Below are 22,615 nucleotides of genomic sequence, written 5' to 3'. Positions count from 1 at the left end.
TCCTCTCGCAGATCGCATCACGCGTGTCGCCGTCAACTTTTGCGCGCAATGCCTCGGCCGATTGCTTCGGATGTGTCCTTAGCGCCGCTCGGGTGGATAGGCCTCACCACCGATACGACACCGACCATGAAGTAAGTCATGGCAGCGAAGTAGTTATAAGCCATGAAGTCCACGAACAGCCCGTTGACGAGAAGGCTCACCAGCACCGCCAGGACGTAGAGTGAGAGCCTGCGCGTGAACATGGACGCTGCAGGAGAACGATAGATCCGCCAGAGGGTACAAATGCAGGCTCGGATGGCCAGGAAATAAAATGAGATGCCGACTATGCCTGTGAGTACGGCGATGTGCAGGAACTCGAGGTGGGGGATACCAATACTTGCAGCCCATTCCGCGCCGACTTCGCCAATGCCCGTAAGATAGTCGGTCTTGTAGTCACTGAAGGCATAGCGCCCGAACCCAACCCCGGTGAGCGGAAACGCTGCGATCATTTTTCCAGCAGTCGCGAAGAGAGCGATTCGATTATATATCGGCTCCATCTCCTCCATTCGGGCCATGAGGGCGTCCGTGTCCATAACTAGTGGGACCACAATCGCACCAAGTAAGAGTCCCAAAATGGTCATAAGCCCAAAAAAAGGCCTGATCCTCCTGTCGCCTAGAAAGATCACGACCAGACCTGCGCCCACTCCAACCAAGGGAGAGCGCGTCAGGGCGAGAAGGATCCCTCCAAACATCGCTCCGAAGCAGCCCAAGAAGAAAAGACGCAGCATTGAGTTCTGTGAAATTGAGAACTGCGCGAGAGTTAGAATAGCCATTCCCCCCAGCACAGAGCCATACTCGGCGGCATTGCCGAAGGTCCCCGTGGTGCGGCCTTCGTGAATGACTTCAAAGTACTTCGGCGTAAACCACTGCACACGTAGAAAATATTGAAGGATGCCGATGAAGACGAGAAGGATACCCGTTAACGTCATCAGTCGTAGGAGACGCAACACATCAAGCTCAGTCCAGTCGATCCTCCGTGCAATGAGTATCGACAGCCATGGCATGAGATAGCATTGGAAGATCAGAGCCACATCGCTGCGGACAATCTTCATGTCTTTCGAAGGAAGCGTCGTCAGGAATGATGCGAGAAGCACACCGAGAAATGCAAGCACGATCCATTCCAGGCGATTCAGCGGACGGGACAGCGGCGAACGGGTCAGCGCATGGAGGATCATCAGGCCGATCAGCAGCAGGAAAAGTCCCCTCTCGGCGGTGAGGAACGGGACACCCGCCGCTAGGTTGTTGGGAAACACGAACAGCACCGGCTGCCCCAGTAACCAGAGCATGGCCAAGATTTTGGTTTCCATGAGCAGCAGGCAGCCTAATACAATGACGCCGAGGACGACGACAGTGAGAACCCAGTCGGCCGAACCTATGGCAAGGGCCAGCACAAGGGCAAAGAAGCTCCAGAACGCAGCCTCCGCAATTCTGCCGAGCAACCATGGCGTCAGGAGGTGGGAGCGAGCCCGGCCAACAGCTCGTACTATGGCTTGCGACATGCGTAAAAGTGATCCCAACGGTGGAAGTTGGCTGCCAGGCTCGATCCTGTTTGACCGCGTCCGAGACGGACCTCTGAGTTGAAGTAGAGAAGCTCAAATCCGGTCCTACGCAACTGCGCCTTCATGGCAAGAGGATTCGTCGTATGCCAGCGCATCTTCTGGTTGCCTTGCGTCACCTCAACCTCGAGAGGAGTGCCACCATCGTGGCGCCCGATCCCTATCTGCGCCATAAGGCGAGGGATGTAGAAACGGCGAGCATAGTTGGCGTTGAAGCAGGATTTGGTCGTAAAGATGAAAACTCCCCCTGAGCGCAGCACCCGGAACACTTCGGAAAGAACATTCATCTGACTCTGCTTGTCCAAAATTCCCTCGATCCCATTATAGGCGAAAAGAACTGCATCATATCGAGTCGACGCGACAGGCAGATGAGTGGCATCGCCCACAAAGAAATTGATCTTTGTGCGGAGTTCTGCATCCCGCTTCCGTGCCACCTCGATCATCTCAGGCACAATATCGAAAGCATCAATTTCGTCGAAACGGTCCGCGAGCAGAAAGCTGGTGCGGCCCGTGCCGCAACCTACATCAAGGAGTCTTCCACCCGTGGGAAAGAATTTGTCGAAAACATAAGCCTCTCCCGTCCGTAGATCCCAGGCTCTGCTGTATTGCTCGAGAACTTCGCCCCGGCCATAGAAGAGCTGCTTCTCAATAACACTTCGGAAGTTGATGATTTCCGCTTCAGGCTGCCGGGATGCCGTCATGGTGCACCTCCCTTTGGGTTTCGAGCAACTGCAACCAGGACTCGATGTTCAGAGCGTACCAAAGCACGTAGGCCTCCTGGCCTGAACCTCGGCCCGAAACGAAGTCGTCATAAGCGCGGCGCAGCCAGTCGATATCGATGTATTCGTCGATGCGGAAGCTTCTCTGCTGGAAGAATTTCTGCAGCGTCCTAGCAAAGTGCTCATGCTGCTGCCGCCAGAGAACGGGGTTGAGATTCTTCTTGAGATGCTCCTGAGTGACAACTGGTGGGAGGATGCCTTCCATGGCTCGACGCTGGAGCATACGTGTTTGCCCGCCGCGGATCTTGTATTCGCGTGGAGCCGCGAAGAGATACTCGACGAGATCGCGATCAAGGAGAGGAAAGCGTGTGTCCACATTGAAGGTCGCGCCGAGAGCCTCATGGATGGGGACCGTCATGTTAATTAAGATCGACTCGAAAACCTCAAGGCAATCCTGCCGGTAGTAGTCGCTGAAGACCCGTGGCGGCCCAGCTGCAATTCTCTCTGCTAGGTTGGTCCTCTGGGCAAGGCTTGGCGCAATCCAAACCGGGTAATCTCCCCTTCCCTGCCTCCGGCGCAGCCAAGCCCGGAAGCCCCGCGACATGAGGGGCGAAGCGATATAGGCCGCGGCGAGCTTCCTCAGCGAAGTCTTCTTGCCCGTGCTCCGATCGTACGGGAACAAGCTCGCCATCTCGCGGGAGAGTTCGATGAAGCGCCCACTCTTCAAGAGATCGGCCAAAAATTGATAGCGGCCGAAGAAGAGTTCGTCGCCGCCAAGGCCGCTCATCGTTACGTGTACGCCATGACGTGCGGTTTCTTCCTTGCAGCGCCAGAGGTAGAGAAGTCCCATATCGAACTGCGGCTGACCTCCAGCCTGTAGCATGTGGGGCAGCAGGTCGAACACGTTATCTTTGTCGACATAGATGTGGTGATGGTTGGCGCCGACATCCTTCGCCACCGCATCGATGAGCTCTGGTTCATCGGCTGCGGCGTCCCGAAGCTCAAAGGAGAACGTTTCCATAGGGTCGTCAATACCGCGTCGCTTAAGATCCCGCCTCAGCAGGCCTGCGACGGTTGACGAATCGAAGCCACCGCTCAGTTCGCAGCCATAGGGGCCCTTCTCGGGAGCTCGCCGTCGTACGGATTCGATCAGCATCTCGCGAACGCGAGCCGCCATATCAGCCTCGGTTTTCTCGTGGTTCACCCGATGAGGGTCAATACGCCAGTAGCAGATCTCTCGCGGAGCGCCCGCCCCTTCTTGGATCAGCATATGCCCCGGCTTGAGACGGCGTATCTCCTTGTGGAATGAGAGCCCAGCGTCGAGGAGAGACCGCTCCAGAGCAATGTAGGAAACGATGGATTCCTCACATGGTGTCGATGGGACCCCTGCAGCAAGAATTTGGCGCGGTTCGGATGCTATCCAAAGTGCCCCATTCCAGTAAGAATAGCACAGAGGCTTCACGCCGAAGACGTCGCGCGCTCCAAGGAGGCGGTGGTTCATGGAGTCGTAGAGAGCGAAAGCAAAGTCGCCATCAAGCTCCCGCACACAATTGTCGCCCCATGCATCGTAGGCCGCAGCGATGGTACCGCAATGGCTCCGATCACGGACCGGGTGGCCAGCATGCTCAAGCTTACGCGCGACTTCCTCACGATTATAGAGGCGGCCGCTCAGAACGACTGCGAGACGCCCGTTATCTATGACGTAGGGCTGAGGTTCATCCAGAGCGGCTGAATTGGCCTGATGCGCCATCGCGATGCGCCCAGTAATGTAAGTGGTAGGATTTCTTCCCCGGTGGGGAGCGGCCGCTGCCATGCTCAAAAGAGATGTCGCAGATGGTGCCGCGCCATCAACACGAAGGATTACGTCAATTGCGCCCATCGTCATCACTCCCCGGATTGTCTCGCCTCTCGGCCCATCGGCGCGAGATTGTTGTTGCTAAAGCTTTGCTCGCCCACAGCATTCGACCTCTGAAGTGGGGACTGAAGATATACAATCGCTGATAATTCGTGGCGCACGTAGCCCATTTTCGTGCGTAAGCGGTCACGCCATGAATATCGAGCTCCGATATTCCGCGTTCGACCGCATCCCTGATAAGAGCATCCCACAGCGGAGAGGCATTCAGAACGGTTCGCACTTCATCGCGCAGGTAGATCACGAGCGACAACATGACATTCCGTCTGGAAAGTCCGAAAAGAGCGCCGGCTGGATGTCCATCCAGACTCATTATATGGATGACGGCGTCATCGTTGTCAGCGTAGGCGTAAGCGACCTCCGAGAAGAACCGCTTGAGCTGGTCGTCGAGCGGCATTCTTACTGCCGCATCAAGATCGCTTCTTGCCTTCCAGGTATCACGCTCGATCGCGAACATAATCTCGAGACCACGACCTATCTCTCGTCCTCGGTACATGGACATCTCAAGACGACCTGCGCGTTCGCATGCTCTCATCTGCGCCTTGTGTCGCTTACGGAAATGTGATCCACGTCGAGCCAGATACCCGTCCATTCCACCTGTCAGGTCAGCCGAGTACATTTCACGTACTCGGCCATGAGGCAAAGTCATCAACCCTTTGGAAGCTGCTGCAGCTTGCAGCATGTCACGTTGTCCGGATTTTTCCGGCAAACCGTCCAGCACCATGACATCCCAGGTGTGGCTTCTATCTTTCCAGTAGTCCAGGATTTCTCCGCATACCTGCGCCGGATTATCTGCGATCAGGATATGGGCACGTGAATTGTGCGAAGGAATGTTAAGAGGAAATGTCACGCGCCGGATGGGAACAAAGCGCTGCCATGCAGGGATTGAAAGATTCTTGCTATCCTCTGCAATCTGGAGCTTTCCATCTCTACTCGGCCAGGATTCCCAGCCTTGCGAGTAGATCATCGGAGCGATTCCTATTGGTTGCCCTTTATGATGTACGACCAAGCCATGCAGATCTTTGCCCGCGCCGAAGACATTCCACCATGCCTTCACCCACCTATGATCCATGAGAACATGGTGATACTGGCAACGATCTTGGACCAAGTTCCAATCTGAAGATGTTCGATCAAAGGCTGATAGCGCATCAAATCGACATGTGTGGTAAGAGCTTTTTTCAACCAGGTCCGATGCCTGCAAATCAAGCATTGTCTCTGCCGACGTAACTGAAACCATCACGATGATGCCTCTGCTGACTCGGGAATAATGCTTGACTGATTTGCAAGATTGCGGCGCTTGAATGCCATCAAGCTTTCATCGGCAAGGCGCAGCAGCCTGGAGTAAGGTCTGGTGTTGAAGATCGTGGGGGCGACATAATCGTGATGATCTTTTGCCCACTTCAGATAGTGCCTGGTGTATCCGTTAATATCGAGGCGCTTGAGGCCGGCAGAAATGCTGCGTTGAACAAGCTCCTGTAGAACAGGCGCGATGCCGACTGGGGCCCCAAGCTGTTCATTGCGGTAAGTTAAGATGCAGGACGCAACGCCACCACGCTCAAGACTGAACCAGCCTGCCGCATCAGTCTCGCCAAAGCGCAAGATGATGATTTGCGCGTTGTCGTCCTGGGCGAACCGACCTGCGACCTCTGAGAAGAAACTCTTTGCAGCATTGTCGAGCGTTAGACGTAGCCGCCTTTCCTTTTGATCCGCGACCTTCCAGCTCAAGGCTTCAAGCGAAAGAAGGCGTTGCATTCCAGCTTCGATCTCGCTCCCTCGAAATGAGTCGATCGACATCTTTCCAAGGTGGGCGAATGTCCGCTCAACCTTGTTGCACTCTTGCCGCATATGCCTACGGAAGTGAGCCGAGCGTGTCTGGAGATAGTCGTCGTAGGTCGCAGGCAGATCAATGTACAACATGCTCCGGCTTGTCTCACGAGACCCCGGAAGTAACCCAGCCCCGCTTGCTGCTTCGACGAGCAGACTTTGCTCCTGTTCCCACCCTCTCGTGCCAGGAAAAGTGGCAACATCCCATTTGCTTGAGATGGAAGCCATGTAATCCGCAAGCGCGGCATAAGCATGAGGCTCGCCACCCGGGAATATCGCCTGCCCTCGAATATTGCCTGCAATCAAGTTGAGAGGAAACGTCAGGCGACGAAGAGGTGCAATTCTATTCCAACGTAAGCTTGGCAGGAACTTGTAGTCATCGGGACCCATGACATATGGGTCACGCAGCGGGTACACTTCCATCCCATGCATGATGCACAGCGGTACGATCCCTACAGGCGTCCGTCCTGACGATACGACAAGTGTGTGCTGTGCCTTCCCTGCTCCAAAATGGCGCCACCAGGAGGTCATCCACCGGTGATCCATCATGACATGCTGATGAGCACACGAGTTCTGCAGATCATTCCAGAGTGGCCCTGCAGCCTCGAGCGCCTCCAGGTCTTCTATGCGCCTGACGGAGAGACCGTGAGTCATCGCCCGCTCCAACGTCCGACAACCTTGAGTAGCCGCTCGATATCGTCCTCTCCAAGTGATTGATGAACTGGGAAGCCCAGGGCCTTATCTTTCCAATGGTATTCACGAGGAAACTTGCTCCAAGGAACGGCGGCATGGAAGTAAGGCCAGATGTGCTTGACGCCAACGGACTCTGTGGCCAGCGCGCGCCTCAGGCTGGCAGCCTCCTCGACCACAACTGGAAAGTATAGGGGACAGGCGCCATCAGGGAGCTGCGGCACCAGTGGTACGATTCCCGGAGTTCCAGCCATAGCTTCCTGAAGTCTTTGATAATTGTGTCTCCGGCGCTTCCGTACCTGCACATGATCCGTGGCCCGGAAAATGCGCAGCGAGCGACTCGACATGCCCGCTCCAATGAGCTCATTGGGAAACCTGATCAGATGCCACTCATCACCACCTTTTTCATGCGGCTGAGTAGAGTTGCGTCCGCGCCGCAGCTGCTGACGGAGGCCTTCCGTTCCTCGGAGAATCGAGGAAGGGTGACTTCGCAATGTCCTGGACAGGAGGTGGCGCGTTGCCTTTTTGACGAGTTCCGGCGGCGGCGGCTTTGGGGTGCCTTTCACGCCCCCTTTCCGCAGATGCAAGGCTCCTCCGTCCGGCAAAGCGACCGTCTTCCAGAAGCTGTAAATTGCAGCATCGCCTGCAAGACCGACCTGCTCCCCGCCTCGGGTCGTATACAGCGCATGTGCGCAGTCCTCGATCAGCGGGATACCCTCCCGTCGGGTCATTTCGAGAGCAGGCTCAAGGTCTACGGGAAAGCCGAAGTAATGCGTTACCATTGCCGCCGAGGCGCCGGAGATCGCCTCTCGAAACGAGGTGGGATCTGGAGCAAGATCATCGGCACATGAGAAGAAGGAGAGTTCGAGGCCCGCGACTAGGAAGGGCTCCAATTCGGATCCGCAGCAGAAAGCCGGCAAAGCGACCCGGTCTCCGGGTTTTAGGCCGAGGGACTGGATTGCCTGCCATAGCGCGATACGTGCTGAGGTCCAGAGAGTCGCATCGGGAGAGGAGAACGGATGAGGAAGAGGTCGCTGCGAGTAGGAAAGCAACGCACCAAAAGTCGGCCATGGCATCGAGGCAACAGGTCGAGTGGCAAGAACCTCCAAGACTTCCTCCCTTATTAGCCCGATGGGCTAGCTGCATCCTTCACTTGCGGAACCTTGCCAGTCCGCTGCTTTATCCAGTCCGTACCTCCGGCCAGAAGGCCCAGAACCACTGCAAGGACAGCAAGAACACCGAGCTTCAGCAGGATTTCCTGAATAGGCAGAAAGCGTCCGTCGAAGGTCGTGCCGACCAGCACGACGACAGTTGAGATTATGGCCGCAAATCCCAGCCGAACCCATGGAAACAACCGGATTAATCCGGAATGGCGATCAGCCCACCCCATGGTCAGACAGGTGCGCAAGAGCGCCAGTAGGAAGCTGGCCGCAGCCACACCTATGATGCCTGCCACATGCACAGCTCCCCAATATAACGGAACTGCGACTGCGAGGCTGATGAAGGCGATAACCATGAGTGGCGAGGTCTTCTTGGCATGATGCAAGCCGATCTCAGCAAAGTTACGCAAGGCAACCGCTACCTGTGCAGCGGCGAGCCAGGGCAGCACGGCGGCGGCCGGTGCATAGGCATCATCAGCAATGATCTGGACCGCCAGCCCACTGAACAGACCTATGGCAGCGCTGATGAGCAGCAGCACGAGGGTAAACTGGAAAAAGACATTAGGCAGTTCGCGCTGATCGCCATCCGCCTCAAGCGCCTCCAATTGACGTACACCCCAGATCTGGAGAAAGGGCGAGGTCACGAAGAGATTGATAAGGCTCGCTAGCCTGACGGCGAGGCCGTAATAGCCAAGTGCTGCCGTGCCTTGGACAGGACTGATGATATACCTGTCGAGGGACGCTATGACTGTATCCAGCAGGATGGTCGGAACGAGAGGAGCGCCAAACTTCGCCATCTCTACAGACAGTGGACGCGACATGACGATGGAGGTCGTCCTGACCATATAGGCCAGAATGACTCCCACAACGATGGCACTGGCGCAGAAGGTCGAGACCACGATGCCGAAAACACCGAGGCCAAGCCAGACTACGATCCACAGGTTGAGGGCGATGAATAGGAAGGCCTTCAGAACAGATATGATTAGGTAGAAGAACGATTTTTTCAGCACAACGATGTAGTTGAGCTGCAGGTTGAAGAGCGTCGAGGGGATAAGGGCCCAGATTGCCCAAGTGAAGAGCCACGCCTCCTCTGTGGAGCCGAAGAGCACGTTTGTTGCGAGGAGCGCGATGGGGTGAGCGAGAACTGCGATGACAACCGACATGGCCGCGAACATGGCCATGGCCGACCACACCACAGCGTCTTTGCCGACTTGTGTCTCCTGCTCGACGTGCATCCGGATAAGTGCGCGCCCGAGCCCCATCCCCAGTACCACGGAGATGAGATCCGTCACCAGAATGGTGCTGGCGTAGAGGCCGAACTCGACCGGCGTGAGGATGTGTGTGTAGACAGGTAGAAGAACAAGTCCAGATGATCGGCTGATAAGGTTGGAGAGCCCGTAAAGGCGACCGTGACGGATAACGCTCTTGGTTTCACTATTGGCCATCACGCTGCCTCCTTGCGCTTCATGACGCGCTTGGCGAAAGGCTTGGCCTTTGTGATCGCTAGCCGCAGCAGTTCCCCCCAGAGGCTTCTAGCAAAGAGCCATACTTCGTGATGTTCGATCGCATCGGACGTCCAATCGGTGAGTATATTCGGCTTCTGCAAACTGCCGCGGGAGGCATCGAAGGTATCGATTCCCGAAGCGGATGCCGTCTGTATTGCCTCTGCCAAGAGGACTCTTCCGACACTCAGGTCATCAAGTTCGACCGGATGGGCAAAATTATAGTCGAGAAAGGTGCGGCCTACTCTGAACCCGTAGCGGTAGCTCACCACACGGTCACCGATGGCATACAGAAGGATCTCGAGCCGCCTTGAGGCTGCGAGCGCAAGGGAGACTTCCTGAAAGAAAGCGTAGCGCTCTGAGGCGGAGAAGATGCCGACGCCAGCCTTGCCCTTCCAGCTTACATGTTCTATGGCAGCGATGGTGCGCAGCAGATCCGGAACCTCAGAAGGCAACGGAATAATGCGTGCAAATCCTGTCTGGCCAGTGGCGGCCACCTTCTTGCGAGACCGCGATATGCGCGTCCTCAGAGCTTTGGACAAAGACGCCTGCACCTTGTGAGGGTCTGAGACATCGAGAACAGGTGCTCGGCTACAAAGCCTGACGTGAGGAGCGCGCCACTCGGCTCCACCCATGGGATTGCGGAAGCCAGCCTCAGCCGGAACTTCGCTCAAGATAGCGACGTCAGCTTCAGAGCGCCTCGGATCGACGAGGGCATCGAGCAGTGCCGAACGGACATCAGTTCGGCCCTGCCGCACTGGAAGTCCGATGCGGTCGCTCAAAGGATAACCGAGAGGGCGCAGGGTACGCACGGGCAAACCCGCGATGCTCTCGCGACCGATGGTCATCGGGAGGCAGGCAAGCAATCCACCTCCATCGGCAATCGTAATTGTGCGAACTTCCCGTCCCGTAGGGACCAGGAATTTCGCCGCTGAACGGATCCATGGCCATTCATTGAAGATGGTAGTTCCACAGGAGTCAGACAGCAGCCGAACATAGTCATTCTCAAGGCGGTCGAGGGCCTTGACGCCCCGATGCCACGCAACATGCAAGGTCATGTCGTAGCCTCGCTCAACTGTGGCAAATTCTCTTCAGGTTTTTTGCTGAGGTATTTCTTGAATGCGTAGGCCTGTGCCAGCATGCGGGGGCCGAGTCCCTGCCTGAAAGCGTAGTAACTTTTGACGGTCTCAAGCTGCGTAGCCCAGCCTGCCTTGTAATCGCCGTGGGACGTGATGAAGTCCAGATCGACAGTACTTATCCCTGGATGGCTCATTGCACTCTGAATCAAGGCGGAGAAGGCGAAGCGGCCGGCCCCGACTTGTGCTCCGGCCTCCGCAAAGGCCGTCTTCAAGGCATAGAGGATACCATGTTCGAGAATGCCGAATATGAAGGCGATGGGCCTCTCTTCATTGAAAGCGCATGAGGCATGAAGTGTCCCCTGGGCTGCAGCTTCGCGAAGGACGCCCTGCCAGAACTTCCACTCCGACTCTGTGGAGACAATGGATGTTCCTTCTCGAAAAGCCCAGCTGCTATGAGCAATCGCTGCGATTGCATCAATGAATTGGTCAACAGACACGAAGTCCTGAGGGTAGTTGCGGATGCTAAGGAGCTGATCCTGATGCCCTCTCTTCCTTTGCTTCCTGAACTTGCGCGAGCGCGCCTTCAAATAGTCGTCCCATCTCGTCTCCGTAGTAACCCGCGGAAGCATGTAGCTTACCCGCTCCACTGCATCGATGACGACCGAACTGGATGGGAAACTACGCAGGAGGGGATCGTTGTCGTGGATTCTCTCCGGATCGAGCCACCACCATTTCAGATGACTTAGATCCTTGAGCATTGCTGCTGCTGCCTCTTCCTGCCGACGAGAGAGAATGACCTGCGTGCGCTTGGACATGGGCCCACCAGCCAAGCTCAAATAAGGGATGGAGAACAGTCTGAAGCTCTTTCTCTCTACGATCCATGCAGCGCATCCGAGAACGCCGTCATTATCGTACATCAGGCGGAAAGCTAGTTCCCGGCCGCGTCCTACTGTCTCCAACCAGTGCTTTAGCCAGAAATGGCGGGCATGGATACTCGCGTAAGGGGTTTGAGCGACTGCCAAGTCCCAATCCTGAGCGCAAGCCTCGAACTCGCTAAGCGAGGTAATGCTTCGAACCGTAATCGGGCCGCTCATAGCGCTGCTCCGATGGTGCGGCGAAGCCGCGCGAAGAGGCCACGTCCCGCAAGCTGGGGAGCGACGAGCAGGATCCGCTCGGAAGGCAATCCGCCCATGTAGCGCTCATAGTTCTCCTTGTACCGTGGCACGAAATACCACTCTGCCCATCCAAGCAGATGGCCTAGCAGAGACCCGATATCACGGATGAGAAGAACCTGTATGGCAATCGGAATGTAGTTGAGCTTCTTCAAGCCTCCGTCAACCTTGACCACTTTCCGAATGCCTGCCGCCCAGATATAGGCGGCGAACAATAAAAGTCCTGCAATGGCGAAGAACGATGAGACAAAACCAAGGATGAACAGAAGGCTTAACGTACCATAAATTCCAGCAAGTTGGATCACATGCTTCGAGAGAAAATGCATCTGGCCATTGCCGCGGCCATAAAGGTATAGCTGACGGAAGAGCTCGCGCGGAGAACGGCGCACATGATGCCAAAGTCTCGCGTCGATGGCGATCATTCCTTTGCCACCGATAGCATAGACTTTGCGGCTGAACATCTTGTCCTGGCCCTTAGCAAGCCACTCGGGCTGCTCGCCAGCCGCAAGCCAGATCCGCCGGGTGAAGGCTGTGCAGAGCCCCCCTGGAAACACGATGGGAGGCAGTATCTTCTGAATCTCCTCTCTGCTCATCCTGTTCAGGATATAGTCTTCGAAATAATGGATTGCTGCGACACAGTGCTCGAAGTCTGTCGTTGCACGCATACGAAAAAGTCCGCCGACGATATCCATCGTCTCGTCTTCTTCGAAAGGCTGAACGATCTTCTCTATGTAATTGGGCTCGATCGTATTGCCGAAGTCACAAAGCACGATGACATCGCAACTCGTCGCACGGGTGGCTGCATTGCGCCCTCCCCCACACCATATAGTGGGATTCTGTACGACGCGGATTGGAACGCCACGGTCGCTGTAGGTGAGGATGGCGTCGATGCAGCCATCCGTCGACATAGCATCAGCAATAATGATTTCGTCCGGCAAGCGGGTTGAAGCAAAGACAGAATCCATTGTCTCCTTTACTGAGCGCTCTTCGTTGCGGATTGGCATGACAAGGGCGACACGCTTGCGATTGAGGTCATTCATAAAGAGCACCTTACCTTCCCTCTCCGGACCAGAGCGCATGAAGATCGTCCTGCGGGAGATCCTCAAGCCAGCCGACGACAGGCACCCGAAGGACGCGTTCTACCTCGTCGGAGGACGTAGGCCGGCTATCGAAGAACTCCCGTACAAAGGCGGCGGCGATTGCAAGTAGAGCACTCAGGATAGCTGCACCCAGGAGCAGATACAGCCTGGGCATCCACGGTTGCGGAGGCACACTTGCCTGCTCGACAACCCGGACATTGACCACATTCGAGTCGGCTTGTCCGTTTATCGCCGCTTCGCCATACTTATTGACAAATTCGAGATAGGTCTTGCGCTTGCTCTCCAGGACCATTTCTAGATCCGCAAGAGTTGCTTCGTTTTCTTCCAGCTTCTTGAGCTTGTCCTCTGTGTCCGCAATTCTGCTTTCGACGGCAGAGATCACGCTGTTTACAACTGTTACCTCGGGATGCTGCTGATCGTAGCGGCGCAGAAGCCGGCTCAGGTCGTTAGAAGCGGTTAGAAGCTGGCTGCGTAAAGTTCCAAGCTCACGGGTGTACTCTTCGCGGGTTGCTGATACGGCGAAGAGGGATGCATTTGTCTTGAAGGCGATTACATTCTCACGAGTCGTTCTGTAGCTCGCCTCAGCAGCGTTCATGCTGTCGCGGTAGAACTCAGCCAACCCCTTGGTCGAGTAGATCTTCAGGTGCTGTTTGACATATTGTACGGAGATCTCATTGACGATCTCCGATGCAAGCTCAGGATCGTCGAGTGCAAGAGAAATTGTCAGAATATTGGAGTTCACAACCGGCTTAACCGTGGCCAACTTCATGAGAGACAAGATCCACGCATCTCTCTCGTTGATCTCGGGCAAGAGGCCGAATGCAACCAAAACTTGGTTCGCTCCTTTTCGGATAGCGGACATGAGGGATTGTTTATGCGGACGCTCGGGCAATTGGAGGCTATCGACGACGGCCGTAATGACCGTTCGCGAGCTGGCAATGCCTCGCGCCGTGTTCATGACCTCCGCCATCTCAAGGCCTGGCAGAATGTCTGCGCGCATAATCGGAGAGCGATTCCGCTCGACGAGTAGACTAGCCTCTGCCTCGTAGGCTGGGGGGATCAGATAAAGAAGAGCTGTCGCCGCAAGGAAGAGGGAGGCGAACATACCCAAGATCGTCTTCTTGCGACGAAACAGGAACGTCCACATGCTCGATGACGTCGGCACGGTTGGACGATTGAACGTTGAGTCGATAGTGGTCCAGTGCTTATTCATGACCTGCCATTGCTGAGGAAGGCTGGAACCGCATAGGGCCGCCTGTTGAGGATTGCGCCGGCGACCGGCATCTGAAGGATGTCAAGCTCCTTGCGGGCTTCCTGGAGCGTCTCGACACGAGTGCTTGACATATCCACGACCACATAGGTCTGATCAATACATGCGCTCCAGAATGGTGACAGCTGAGTCTGCAGCGATCCCAGATCGACGATGATGACTTGGTAGTGTTGTAGCATCGTGAGTTTCAACTCGGACCAGCGTTTGTCCCATATCGTGGCCGCTGCCTGATCTGCATCGATCGAAAGCAAGTCAAGATTGGGCTCCGGACAAGGAACGAGCCAATCTCTGAGATTTGCGAGTTGGAGCTGTGCCAGATCTTCCGCTTTCAGAATATGACTTTCGACGCCGAGGAGATCTGAAATCGGGCGCCCTGCACTGGCATCAATCAAAAGCACTCTGGAGGACTCAGCCAGGATGCGAGCTAGTCCAATAGAGATTGTGGATACTCCCTCGTGCGGAAGTGTCGATATCAGTCCAACCACTACTCCGCTCTTGCCACTCACATTGGCTGCAAGGATATCCCGGCAGATCCGGCGCAGTGACTGCGGAATTGTTATAGATTGCAGCATCTTATCTCCTGTCCGAGGATGGGCGATTGCCAGCGGTATTGGGATCCTGCGTCATAAATGCAGTTTCAGCCATCTTGGAAGTGTTTGCGGCAAGGGATTCGCCTTTGGCCGGAGCCTCCATCACACGTGTCACAATCAGAACGTCGCTAGGACGGATCTGCGTGTTCTCAGATACGAGGATCGGCTCAGGTTCGCTCTTGCGCACGATGCTGAGCCGGCGGTTCAAATCGCCCTGACCTGCAATGGCGCTCGATGTTGAAATGCCTCGCATGTTGAGCATCTCGATGGCGCTAGCTATCTGGCGATCGGTGACGACAAGTTCCGTCTCAGTTTCCACGATTTGCTCGGCGATTTTAACCCGAGCCGCTTCAGTCGCTTGCCGAATGAGCAGGTCGATATTTGCAAGGTTCTGATTAGCCTGGGAGATCATGGATATGCCGCTGTTGAGGCGCATCTCCGTATCAGCGGAGATGCGCTCCAGTTCGAGCACACGGGTGCTGGCGGTCAGTCCACGCTCCTTCAGGTCGCGGATATTGCGGAGCTCAGCGTCGATGATAGCCTTGAGGCGCTTTGTCGCCTCAAGCTGCTCCTCGAGTGCGGCTCGCCCCTTCACCACCTCTTCGGCTTGCCTGCGCAAAAGCCTGACCCTCTGCTCCTCTTCGAAGGCCCGAGAGATTTTCAGGTTCATCTCTGAAGCTTTGATCTGCTCCAGACGCTCCTTGCCGATCATGGACTCAAGTTCCGGAGGAATGTCGAACGCAGCCTTGCCGTCTCGTTCTGCCAAGAGACGTGCACGTTTCATGGATTGAGATGCATACTTCTCTCGAGAAATGGCGAGATCAACTTTCTGCTTCTCCACCTCACGTGCCGTGCTATCATCCGCCGTTAGGCCCAAGGCAGGCGGGTAGCCGCCTGCAAGGGCAATGAGCTGGAGTACCGTGAGGCCGGGCGTATAAGGCTGGCGACCGGGATTGCGAACATCGCCCATGATGTAGACGGGGCTATATTGCATGACCTCAACTGTGACGTTCGGATTGGCATGATGGAGATCCGAAAGCGCTTGCCTCGCTGAATCGCGCAGCTCAGTCGGAGTTAAGCCCGCGGTTTTGATGTCGCCAACCCCAGGAACCGAAACAAAGCCGGTCGCTCCGACCTTGTAGGAGCCCGACATGTCCGGCTCCTTGAACACGGTGATCTTTACCTCGTCCCCGATTCCGAAAACGTATGACTGCTCCTCAGAAGAGGCCTCTCCTCCCAACGACGCCAGGATGACCAAAGGAATGAGAAGGCTGCGCTTCGCGGATATGACGATACTAGCCATGGTCATCCTCAAGAGCATTGGTTGTACTGAGCTTCGTTGACATTCTGTCCCTGCGGTTCCAGGTGTACCTGCGCGTTTGATTTTCCTGACTCGCTACCTGAGCGTAGCAGGCCAGGAGGTGTGGAACTTGACGATCCCAAGAGAGCGTGTCAGCAACCCGTTGCCGGGCTGCAAGTGCCATCTTTTCGATCGTCCCTTCGTCGGCGAGGAGAGCGACGATCTTTTCAGCGAAGTCGACCGGATCGTCTGGGGCCGCGCCTATAGCGGCCTCGCCGGCCGTAAAGCGCCCCTCCGCAAGATCGACCTGAACGATGGGCTTTCCCAATGCCATGTATTCGACGATCTTGTTCATGGAAGAGAGATCGTTGAAGGGGGTTGCGAGATCTGGGTTCACGCAGACGTCGCAGCTCGACAGGATCCGGATCAGATCTTGGTCGGAAACCCGGCCTGTGAACTCGACCCAGGGGTCGATCCGGCGTGCCCTCGCCTCCGATTTCAGGGCCTGGAGCTCGGAGCCGTCACCGACCAGAATGAAGCGGATGTCTCTGCGGTCGAGCTTGTGTATAATGTGCTCGATGCTTGTGAGCAGGTTTGACAAACCCTCCTGCGGGCCCATCACTCCCACATAACCGACAAGATGCGCCGCACCGGTTCGGAGTAACGGATCCGGATCCATCGGACGCCATAGCTTCAGATCAGGCGCGCTCCGCACCACATGCACGCGATCCGGATGCATGCCTCCCCGGCGGATCGCAATAGACTTGTAGGACTCGTTGGTGGCGATCGATGCATCCGCCAAACGGAATGTTGCTCGTTCGAGAATCCGCAAGGCGCGCTGGATGACAGCATGCTTTCGTCCTGGGCCGAATTTCGAAACAGCGAGTTCGGGACATAGATCGTGGTGATCGAAGATGAACTTCACCCCCAATAGCTTAAATGGAGCGGCTACCAGGAAGATGAGATCAGGAGGATTGCAGGCATGTATGACCTTATACCCCCGCATCATGTAGATGCAGGTAGCGAGAAAAAGCTGCCAGAAGAAGGCGATGCCATATTCCAACGGATAGCCTATAGCGCTCTGCGCCTCCGGGAGTGGATGTCGGTAGATATCGATGCCGTCGATGGTCTCCCGGGAGGCCGTGTACTTACCGCGTTTAGGGCAAATGACTGAGACATTCCAACCGGCTGCCGTGAGGGCCTTTGCCTCCTGCCAAACGCGCCTGTCGAAAGGAACCGGCAGGTTCTCTACGATCATCAGGACTCCGCGGTCCTTCCTGGCGCGCCGTAGGACCGCAGAATACACGGCAATAACCTGATCCGCGACCCTTCCGATGTCCAATTCGGCCACCGCCTCGCGCCGGCTGCCATCGCGGTTGTCGTCGAGTGCCGTCGAGATTGCTGCTGCGATCGATGTGGGATCCGTCCCGCATATGGCAGTGCCTGGAACGCCATCAAGTCTCTCCCGCACATCGCCGACATCGGAGGCAACCACCTTCATGTTGCAGGCCATAGCCTCCTTGACTGCATTGGGTGAGCCTTCCCAGAAGGAAGGCAGAACCAACACATCGGCGGCGTTCATGTATAGAGGAATCCTGTGCTGCGGTTCGCCAGCAATCGTCAGGATCTCGATCAGTCTTTCGGGAGACTGTGCACGCAGCCCATCCACGGCCTCCTTTAGGGCGGAAAAATTCTTGCGCGGCCGGTCAGGCGCGTAGGGAAAGAGGATGTAGGTGCGGTCTGGATCAAGGCTCAACTCTTCACGGCATGCCTGCTTTTCGAGGGGACGGAACATCTCCATGTCCACCCCATTGGAGATGACCGTCGCATTCGGGCGCGGAAGCAAGGCGTTCATCGCCTTGGACTTCACGACAGAGGCATCGACGAAACGGGAGAGTTGCCTGTGGATCCATGCGAAAGGAAGACTGCTCAGGCGAGCTCGCCCCTTCGGGTCAGAATGGCCATAAAGATCATCACCGCAGAAAGAGACGATAATCGGGATTGAGAATTGAAACCGGGCGACAAGGCCGCTCAAGCCATAGTGGGCGTGTATGAGGTCATACCTGCACTCTCGCAGCATCCTGCGCATCCGGCTGATGGCTTTCAGATACTCTAGCTTGCTGCGGTAGCCTTCGATGACCAGCACGTCGACGTCTACACCGGCGTTACGCAAGCTCTCCACCTGCGAGCGCACGAAGGATCCCCATCCTGGACGCTCCGCGCTCGGGTACATGTTCGTTATGGCAAGGACACGCATGATGGATCTATCCCCGCAGCAGGCGCGAGAAGCGCGTCTCTTCGAGCTTGAAAACGAAGCCCTCGAATCCAAGCATTTCGTTCACACCCTGCCGCGGCAAATCAAGATATGAGGATGTCTTGGTCAGGATTCCGCGGCGGGAGGTTCCGGCGGAGACATAGCCAATTTCTCCTGCCACGCTGATTGCTGTCTCATCGACGTTCTTCAGGACATGCCCGTTAGGATATGCCAGGTGATCGACAGCGGTCTCCAGCGCTGTTTCAAGATCTGTCTTGGAGCGCGACAACTCTTCCTGCACCACCTGCCTGTCGATGCCGGCCAGCACGCGGTGCGTCGCAGTATGGGCTCCAATCGTCATCCCAGCCTGGTGCATCTCCCGTAGGTCGTTGACTGTCATCATGAAGTCGCTGGGTGCTGCCAGGGGCGGCATGGCCGGAAACAGCCGCTCAAGTTCAGAAAGATAACTCTGACGTACGCCGCCTCTTGCGTTGTCCACGAGGGCTGCCAGGGCAGCAAAGCAGGCGTCCCGTGAGGCGCCTGGCCTCGCGGTCCCGGCCATTGCTTGGCATGCCCTCGACAGCGTGGCATCAGACGCGGTGGCGACCGCTCGATATAGCCAGCCGACCCAGAAACTGCCTTTGCCCAGAACGGCGTCGGATGTGACGAAGAAAGTTGCGGTAAGGCCGTACCGGGCGAGAATGGGCAATGCGTTGGTTGCATTATCGAGATAGCCGTCATCGAATGTGATGGCGACACTGCCCTTGGGTAGCTCCCGGCGTGCAAAGCGTGCCAATAATTCGCCCAGCGGAAAAACAATGTAGTTCCTGGCCAGAAAGCTCATTTGCCGCTCGAAGAGCTCTGGACTGACGGCAATGGTTGGAGAGCAGTAGTTCTGTCCCGCGCTCACGGAGTGATAGCGCAGGATCGTGGCGCATTCCTCGGAAGTCGGCATCCTTCGAGCAAGGGCGACGAGGCCGCTCCGAACGAGCGCCTTCTTAGCGGTCTGCGCGAACCTGCTTTTTGATTGCGTCTTGCCACGTTCATCGGGATGCAGGGATGTGTCCCGGGCCAGGAACTGCGGCAAGAGAGAGGTATCATCAATTACCAGTTCGTTAGGCTCGGAATAGCGCTGCATCAAGTTCACTCTCATCATCCGAAAGCCTACGTGAATCGCTTGAAAGCCGTTCTCAGATTTGTAGTCTGTATTTACCTTGGGTTGGCCGGGATACTTTGATACATGCCTGCAGGAGCAGCATGCTGGCTCTGGAGATTTCGCCAGATTCTGCCGGTCGTCGCAGGAGGAAGCCCGAGGGCCGTTGCGACCTTGCGGACCGACCAACGACCTCCATCAGGCGGCATGGTTTCCATCACTTCGCTCATGTGGGCGGCAATTGTATCATGCTGGAGACGGCGCGGCTTTCCAGATCGCGGCCAGTCCGTCAGGCCTTCGAGGCCCGCTTCATGATAGCGACGGCGCCACTTGCTCACAGTATGAACGGACACTTGGAACTCACAAGCAACCTCGTTGTCGGTCAATCCTGCAGCAGAGCGCAGGACGATACCGGCACGAAGAGCTTTCCGCTCCGCAGGATTGCTTCTCTGGAATATTGAGAGGAGCAGGTTTCTTTCCTTTTCCGTCAGCGTGAGCTTCACAGCACGCATGGACTTCTCCGTGTCTCTGGCGCAGTGCATCGCCCGGCAAAAGAATGGATGTTCTCTGTAAGTAGGCATCTTACGATGCTCGTGAGGCTGCCCAAAACAACTACTTGTGGTTATTGATGAGGTATACACAGCTTCAACTGCGTATATTCTGTGTTGTTACAAGTAACTTTACTTGCATACACACAAATGCTACGTTTAAGCCATGTATTAAACAATAGTGCTTATGCATTGGCTCGCGTATTTTTGGGGGTACCCACAAAGCTATGGGCTGCTTAGGAGGCAACGTGCGACTGCGAGTTTTGCATGTCATCCATAACCTCAAGCGCGAAGGCGCTCAGACGATGGTCGTCAATCTTGCGGCTGCGCTAGACCCAGCGTCGGCGCGCGCAGTCGTTTTTCCCTGGCGAGAGAGCGGGCCCTACGAGCGCCGCCTTAAGCAGGCAAGCGTGCCTGTCATCCAGCCTTTAGGAGGCCCTGCCCCGCTTCTTCGCGCTGTGCTCACATTGCGGCGCGTGGTGAGGGAAGAGAAGATTGATGTGGTCCATGCCCACATGTCCGATAGCGCTATTCTTGTCGCCCTCGCCTTAGCCGGTACGGGGATACCTTTCGTCGTGACGCATCACAGCAATCGGCTCCTGCCGAAGGAAAGATGGGCAAAGCACCTCCTGCGGCGCATCTCCTCGGCCTGGGCTTTAAGACGTGCCGCCTTCAATATTGGCGTTACTCCCAATGTTGCGGATCGCCTCAAGGAGGAGTTCTCGTTGCCATCAGGTTCGGTGATCCACATCCCGAATGGAGTGAACATCCCGCCGCAGGAGGCAGTGGATGCGGCCCAGATAAGCAGACTTGAGAGCGAGGCGGGTGTGCCTTGGCCCCGGATCACGACTCTCGGACGACTTGCCCCCGTAAAACGGCAGGATATCGCCATCGACGCCATCCACCACCTGCGCGAGGCCCTACCACACATTCAGCTGCGCATTCTGGGCGAGGGTCCGCTCATGCAAGAACTCGCCGAGCAGATAGAGCTTCGGCAACTGAGTACTTTCGTGGACCTTGCGGGCCCTACCGATAATGTGGCGAGTGCGCTTTGCGACACTGACATTTATGTATCCACATCGTCTTATGAAGGCCTGCCTGTGGCTGTTCTCGAAGCGATGAGTTGGTGCTTGCCTGTCGTTGCAACGGAGGTGCCTGGACATCGCGACGTCATCCACAATGGTGTCGATGGGTGCCTCGTCCCATTCGATGATCCACAGGCGCTCGCGCAGCAGATCCTGCGGTTGTGCAGGTCCAGCACCGAGAGACGAGAACTCGGGAGCGCCGCACGGGACCGCGCGGTCAGAGATTTCTCCGATAAGGCTATGGCTGACAGCTACTGCGAGACCTATCTGGCCGCCTTGGAGCGCAACACGCGTGGGAGCCGTGCTAGCCGCTCATTCCGCGGCAAATTCTCCATTCTCACTCCAACTGGAAGGACACGTCGTCGATAAGCATCTCGATCGGACCGGGAGTGCTGTTCGCTGTAATGCCGATTTGAAACCGATCATACATGATCTCACGCAGTCTTATTCCCCATTTCTCAAAAGCTTGAGAACTGGGCAGAGTAGGACCGCGACCGAAGAAAACCCTGTTGTCGTCGATGAGAATTTCCGAACTTCCCTTCTCATCATCACTCAATGTCAGCCGCCACTCCAGCTTGAACCAACGCCCACGTGGCAGGCCCACGGAATCGCGCAGATCATTGCGCATGTCTGGGTGGCCGATCTTGCGGCGCTCCACGGATGGGGTGCCGTCCCGATCGCGAAGCTTCAGCCGGACACCAGGGCTCTGATTGGGGTAGATCGAATCCTGAGGCCAGCACTCTCGGCATTCAATGTCGATCAGAAACAGATCTTTGAGATCAGCATTCGGCGGCAAGAAGAACAAAGCCGCCACCCGCACTTCTTGCCCAGGGCGCAGTTCGAACCCTTCCTTCTCGATATCGGATTTGGAGACTTTCTTGGTCGAGGGAACTGCGAAAAACCGGAGTGCGCTTCCGCCGGAAGGTGCCGCCTCCGGAACGATCTCCGCTTTGTTCTGCGGAAATGTGTTCTGGTAATGCGTCCACCTGGACTTGTCCTCCTTGAGGAGGTCGTTCAGTCTGGAAACTTCGAAATCGTCCGAGAAGTTGTAAGTTTCTCTCGCCTCGAGCGTGGGGGCAGCCACCAGAATGGCCAAGATGGCTGCAAAGCTGAGACTGAACAATCGCCATATCGGATCCTGTCGCACTTCTGTCACGTTCGGTCTCCTGACCAATTCCACTGGCTCCGAGGCGCGGTTTGTGCAGGCGTCGAGACATCCCCAGCCGGATCGGCAATAGCGGTTCGCCGAGGAAGTAGATGGGAAAACACCGAGCCGATAAAGCCTCTCAAATGGAGTAGTTCTCACGAGCTTTCGTGCTTGGCTTAAGCGCAGAGCAGGCTGGCTGCTATTTGGTGTGCAATGTCTGCCGCACCGACCGGATGCTCCGCCACGGTCTTCCCTGTCCGGATATCGGGATTCGGGTGTCTGAATTGTCAACTGTGGGCTGGTTCATCCTTGGAACTGGCCAGAACATCGAAAGTGCAATCTGCCATGTCGTCTCCGATTCTTGTCACTGGTGCGGCCGGGTTTATCGGCTATCATGTGGTGCGGCGGCTTCTGGCCGACGGGCACCCGGTGGTGGGCGTCGACAGCTTCACCCCCTACTACGACACCAGCCTGAAAGAGGCCCGCTTCGCCCAGCTTGCCCCCCACAACACCTT

General features: G+C 56.3%; 19 protein-coding genes. 2 read left to right on the top strand and 17 right to left on the bottom strand.

The features are described 5' to 3' along the window. Positions 1–32 precede the first annotated feature (32 nt). The 16 genes from FHR70_RS23435 to FHR70_RS23360 all read right to left on the bottom strand — a co-directional run bounded on the left by FHR70_RS23435 (position 33) and on the right by FHR70_RS23360 (position 19,832). Positions 33–1,538 carry an O-antigen ligase family protein gene (locus FHR70_RS23435; RefSeq protein WP_183454794.1) on the bottom strand — a complete coding sequence of 502 codons (1,506 nt, stop codon included), beginning with the start codon at positions 1,536–1,538 and terminating at the stop codon, positions 33–35. Further along, positions 1,523–2,296 carry a class I SAM-dependent methyltransferase gene (locus FHR70_RS23430; RefSeq protein WP_183454792.1) on the bottom strand — a complete coding sequence of 258 codons (774 nt, stop codon included), beginning with the start codon at positions 2,294–2,296 and terminating at the stop codon, positions 1,523–1,525. Before FHR70_RS23430 ends, FHR70_RS23435 begins: the two co-directional genes overlap by 16 nt. Beyond that, on the bottom strand, positions 2,274–4,127 hold the full coding sequence (locus tag FHR70_RS23425) for an asparagine synthetase B family protein (protein ID WP_281381430.1): 1,854 nt from the start codon (positions 4,125–4,127) through the stop codon (positions 2,274–2,276). Before FHR70_RS23425 ends, FHR70_RS23430 begins: the two co-directional genes overlap by 23 nt. A 52-nt stretch (positions 4,128–4,179) precedes the next feature. Next, complete coding sequence (locus FHR70_RS23420; protein ID WP_183454788.1) at positions 4,180–5,436, bottom strand: GNAT family N-acetyltransferase; 1,257 nt, start codon at positions 5,434–5,436, stop codon at positions 4,180–4,182. A 26-nt stretch (positions 5,437–5,462) separates the two neighbouring features. Next, positions 5,463–6,704, bottom strand: a complete 1,242-nt coding sequence (locus FHR70_RS23415) for a GNAT family N-acetyltransferase (RefSeq protein ID WP_183454785.1) — start codon at positions 6,702–6,704, stop codon at positions 5,463–5,465. Continuing rightward, positions 6,701–7,849: a DegT/DnrJ/EryC1/StrS family aminotransferase gene (locus FHR70_RS23410; protein WP_183454784.1), complete on the bottom strand. Its 1,149-nt coding sequence runs from the start codon at positions 7,847–7,849 to the stop codon at positions 6,701–6,703. The genes FHR70_RS23415 and FHR70_RS23410 overlap by 4 nt, the downstream gene beginning before the upstream one ends. Positions 7,850–7,863: 14 nt before the next feature. Further along, positions 7,864–9,345 carry a lipopolysaccharide biosynthesis protein gene (locus FHR70_RS23405; protein WP_183454782.1) on the bottom strand — a complete coding sequence of 494 codons (1,482 nt, stop codon included), beginning with the start codon at positions 9,343–9,345 and terminating at the stop codon, positions 7,864–7,866. Continuing rightward, positions 9,345–9,944, bottom strand: a complete 600-nt coding sequence (locus tag FHR70_RS23400) for a GNAT family N-acetyltransferase (RefSeq protein WP_183454780.1) — start codon at positions 9,942–9,944, stop codon at positions 9,345–9,347. Before FHR70_RS23400 ends, FHR70_RS23405 begins: the two co-directional genes overlap by 1 nt. A gap of 512 nt (positions 9,945–10,456) precedes the next feature. Then, on the bottom strand, positions 10,457–11,575 hold the full coding sequence (locus tag FHR70_RS23395; protein ID WP_183454778.1) for a GNAT family N-acetyltransferase: 1,119 nt from the start codon (positions 11,573–11,575) through the stop codon (positions 10,457–10,459). Next, on the bottom strand, positions 11,572–12,693 hold the full coding sequence (locus FHR70_RS23390) for a glycosyltransferase (protein ID WP_183454775.1): 1,122 nt from the start codon (positions 12,691–12,693) through the stop codon (positions 11,572–11,574). Before FHR70_RS23390 ends, FHR70_RS23395 begins: the two co-directional genes overlap by 4 nt. A gap of 10 nt (positions 12,694–12,703) precedes the next feature. Beyond that, positions 12,704–13,966, bottom strand: a complete 1,263-nt coding sequence (locus tag FHR70_RS23385) for a GumC family protein (RefSeq protein ID WP_183454773.1) — start codon at positions 13,964–13,966, stop codon at positions 12,704–12,706. Continuing rightward, the gene (locus FHR70_RS23380; protein WP_183454771.1) at positions 13,963–14,595 is read right to left on the bottom strand and encodes a P-loop NTPase family protein; all 633 of its coding nucleotides are present in this window, start codon (positions 14,593–14,595) and stop codon (positions 13,963–13,965) included. The genes FHR70_RS23385 and FHR70_RS23380 overlap by 4 nt, the downstream gene beginning before the upstream one ends. 1 nt (position 14,596) lies before the next feature. After that, a complete protein-coding gene (locus FHR70_RS23375) occupies positions 14,597–15,916 on the bottom strand; it encodes a polysaccharide biosynthesis/export family protein (RefSeq protein ID WP_183454769.1) in 1,320 nt (439 codons plus the stop codon). Next, complete coding sequence (locus FHR70_RS23370; RefSeq protein ID WP_183454767.1) at positions 15,909–18,170, bottom strand: glycosyltransferase; 2,262 nt, start codon at positions 18,168–18,170, stop codon at positions 15,909–15,911. Before FHR70_RS23370 ends, FHR70_RS23375 begins: the two co-directional genes overlap by 8 nt. A 7-nt stretch (positions 18,171–18,177) precedes the next feature. Further along, the gene (locus FHR70_RS23365) at positions 18,178–19,305 is read right to left on the bottom strand and encodes a polysaccharide deacetylase family protein (protein ID WP_246408501.1); all 1,128 of its coding nucleotides are present in this window, start codon (positions 19,303–19,305) and stop codon (positions 18,178–18,180) included. A 71-nt stretch (positions 19,306–19,376) separates the two neighbouring features. Continuing rightward, complete coding sequence (locus tag FHR70_RS23360) at positions 19,377–19,832, bottom strand: helix-turn-helix domain-containing protein (RefSeq protein ID WP_183454763.1); 456 nt, start codon at positions 19,830–19,832, stop codon at positions 19,377–19,379. A 263-nt stretch (positions 19,833–20,095) separates the two neighbouring features. On the opposite strand from FHR70_RS23360, the gene FHR70_RS23355 reads away from it, so the two are divergent. After that, positions 20,096–21,322, top strand: a complete 1,227-nt coding sequence (locus tag FHR70_RS23355) for a glycosyltransferase family 4 protein (protein WP_343058885.1) — start codon at positions 20,096–20,098, stop codon at positions 21,320–21,322. Here the strand turns inward: FHR70_RS23355 and FHR70_RS23350 are convergent. Continuing rightward, the gene (locus FHR70_RS23350) at positions 21,291–22,109 is read right to left on the bottom strand and encodes a hypothetical protein (RefSeq protein ID WP_183454759.1); all 819 of its coding nucleotides are present in this window, start codon (positions 22,107–22,109) and stop codon (positions 21,291–21,293) included. The genes FHR70_RS23355 and FHR70_RS23350 overlap by 32 nt on opposite strands. Before the next feature lie 336 nt (positions 22,110–22,445). Between FHR70_RS23350 and FHR70_RS23345 the strand changes: the two genes are divergently transcribed. Beyond that, positions 22,446–22,615 (top strand): NAD-dependent epimerase/dehydratase family protein (locus tag FHR70_RS23345; RefSeq protein ID WP_183451714.1); only part of this gene is annotated, 170 nt, incomplete at its 3' end.

Source organism: Microvirga lupini, from assembly GCF_014191055.1.
Taxonomy (GTDB): domain Bacteria; phylum Pseudomonadota; class Alphaproteobacteria; order Rhizobiales; family Beijerinckiaceae; genus Microvirga; species Microvirga lupini_A.
Note: the sequence above shows the minus strand (reverse complement) of the source record. Positions and strands in the feature narration are given on the sequence as shown.

Bases quoted from the DNA above. Each gene is read 5' to 3' on its own strand.
- FHR70_RS23415 (WP_183454785.1), bottom strand. From the start codon at position 6,704: ATGACTCACGGTCTCTCCGTCAGGCGCATAGAAGACCTGGAGGCGCTC.
- FHR70_RS23390 (WP_183454775.1), bottom strand. From the start codon at position 12,693: ATGAATGACCTCAATCGCAAGCGTGTCGCCCTTGTCATGCCAATCCGC.
- FHR70_RS23370 (WP_183454767.1), bottom strand. From the start codon at position 18,170: ATGCGTGTCCTTGCCATAACGAACATGTACCCGAGCGCGGAGCGTCCA.
- FHR70_RS23365 (WP_246408501.1), bottom strand. From the start codon at position 19,305: ATGCAGCGCTATTCCGAGCCTAACGAACTGGTAATTGATGATACCTCT.
- FHR70_RS23360 (WP_183454763.1), bottom strand. From the start codon at position 19,832: ATGCGTGCTGTGAAGCTCACGCTGACGGAAAAGGAAAGAAACCTGCTC.
- FHR70_RS23375 (WP_183454769.1), bottom strand. From the start codon at position 15,916: ATGGCTAGTATCGTCATATCCGCGAAGCGCAGCCTTCTCATTCCTTTG.
- FHR70_RS23380 (WP_183454771.1), bottom strand. From the start codon at position 14,595: ATGCTGCAATCTATAACAATTCCGCAGTCACTGCGCCGGATCTGCCGG.
- FHR70_RS23420 (WP_183454788.1), bottom strand. From the start codon at position 5,436: ATGCTTGATTTGCAGGCATCGGACCTGGTTGAAAAAAGCTCTTACCAC.
- FHR70_RS23385 (WP_183454773.1), bottom strand. From the start codon at position 13,966: ATGAATAAGCACTGGACCACTATCGACTCAACGTTCAATCGTCCAACC.
- FHR70_RS23425 (WP_281381430.1), bottom strand. From the start codon at position 4,127: ATGGCAGCGGCCGCTCCCCACCGGGGAAGAAATCCTACCACTTACATT.
- FHR70_RS23405 (WP_183454782.1), bottom strand. From the start codon at position 9,345: ATGGCCAATAGTGAAACCAAGAGCGTTATCCGTCACGGTCGCCTTTAC.
- FHR70_RS23430 (WP_183454792.1), bottom strand. From the start codon at position 2,296: ATGACGGCATCCCGGCAGCCTGAAGCGGAAATCATCAACTTCCGAAGT.
- FHR70_RS23355 (WP_343058885.1), top strand. From the start codon at position 20,096: ATGGGCTGCTTAGGAGGCAACGTGCGACTGCGAGTTTTGCATGTCATC.
- FHR70_RS23435 (WP_183454794.1), bottom strand. From the start codon at position 1,538: ATGTCGCAAGCCATAGTACGAGCTGTTGGCCGGGCTCGCTCCCACCTC.
- FHR70_RS23395 (WP_183454778.1), bottom strand. From the start codon at position 11,575: ATGAGCGGCCCGATTACGGTTCGAAGCATTACCTCGCTTAGCGAGTTC.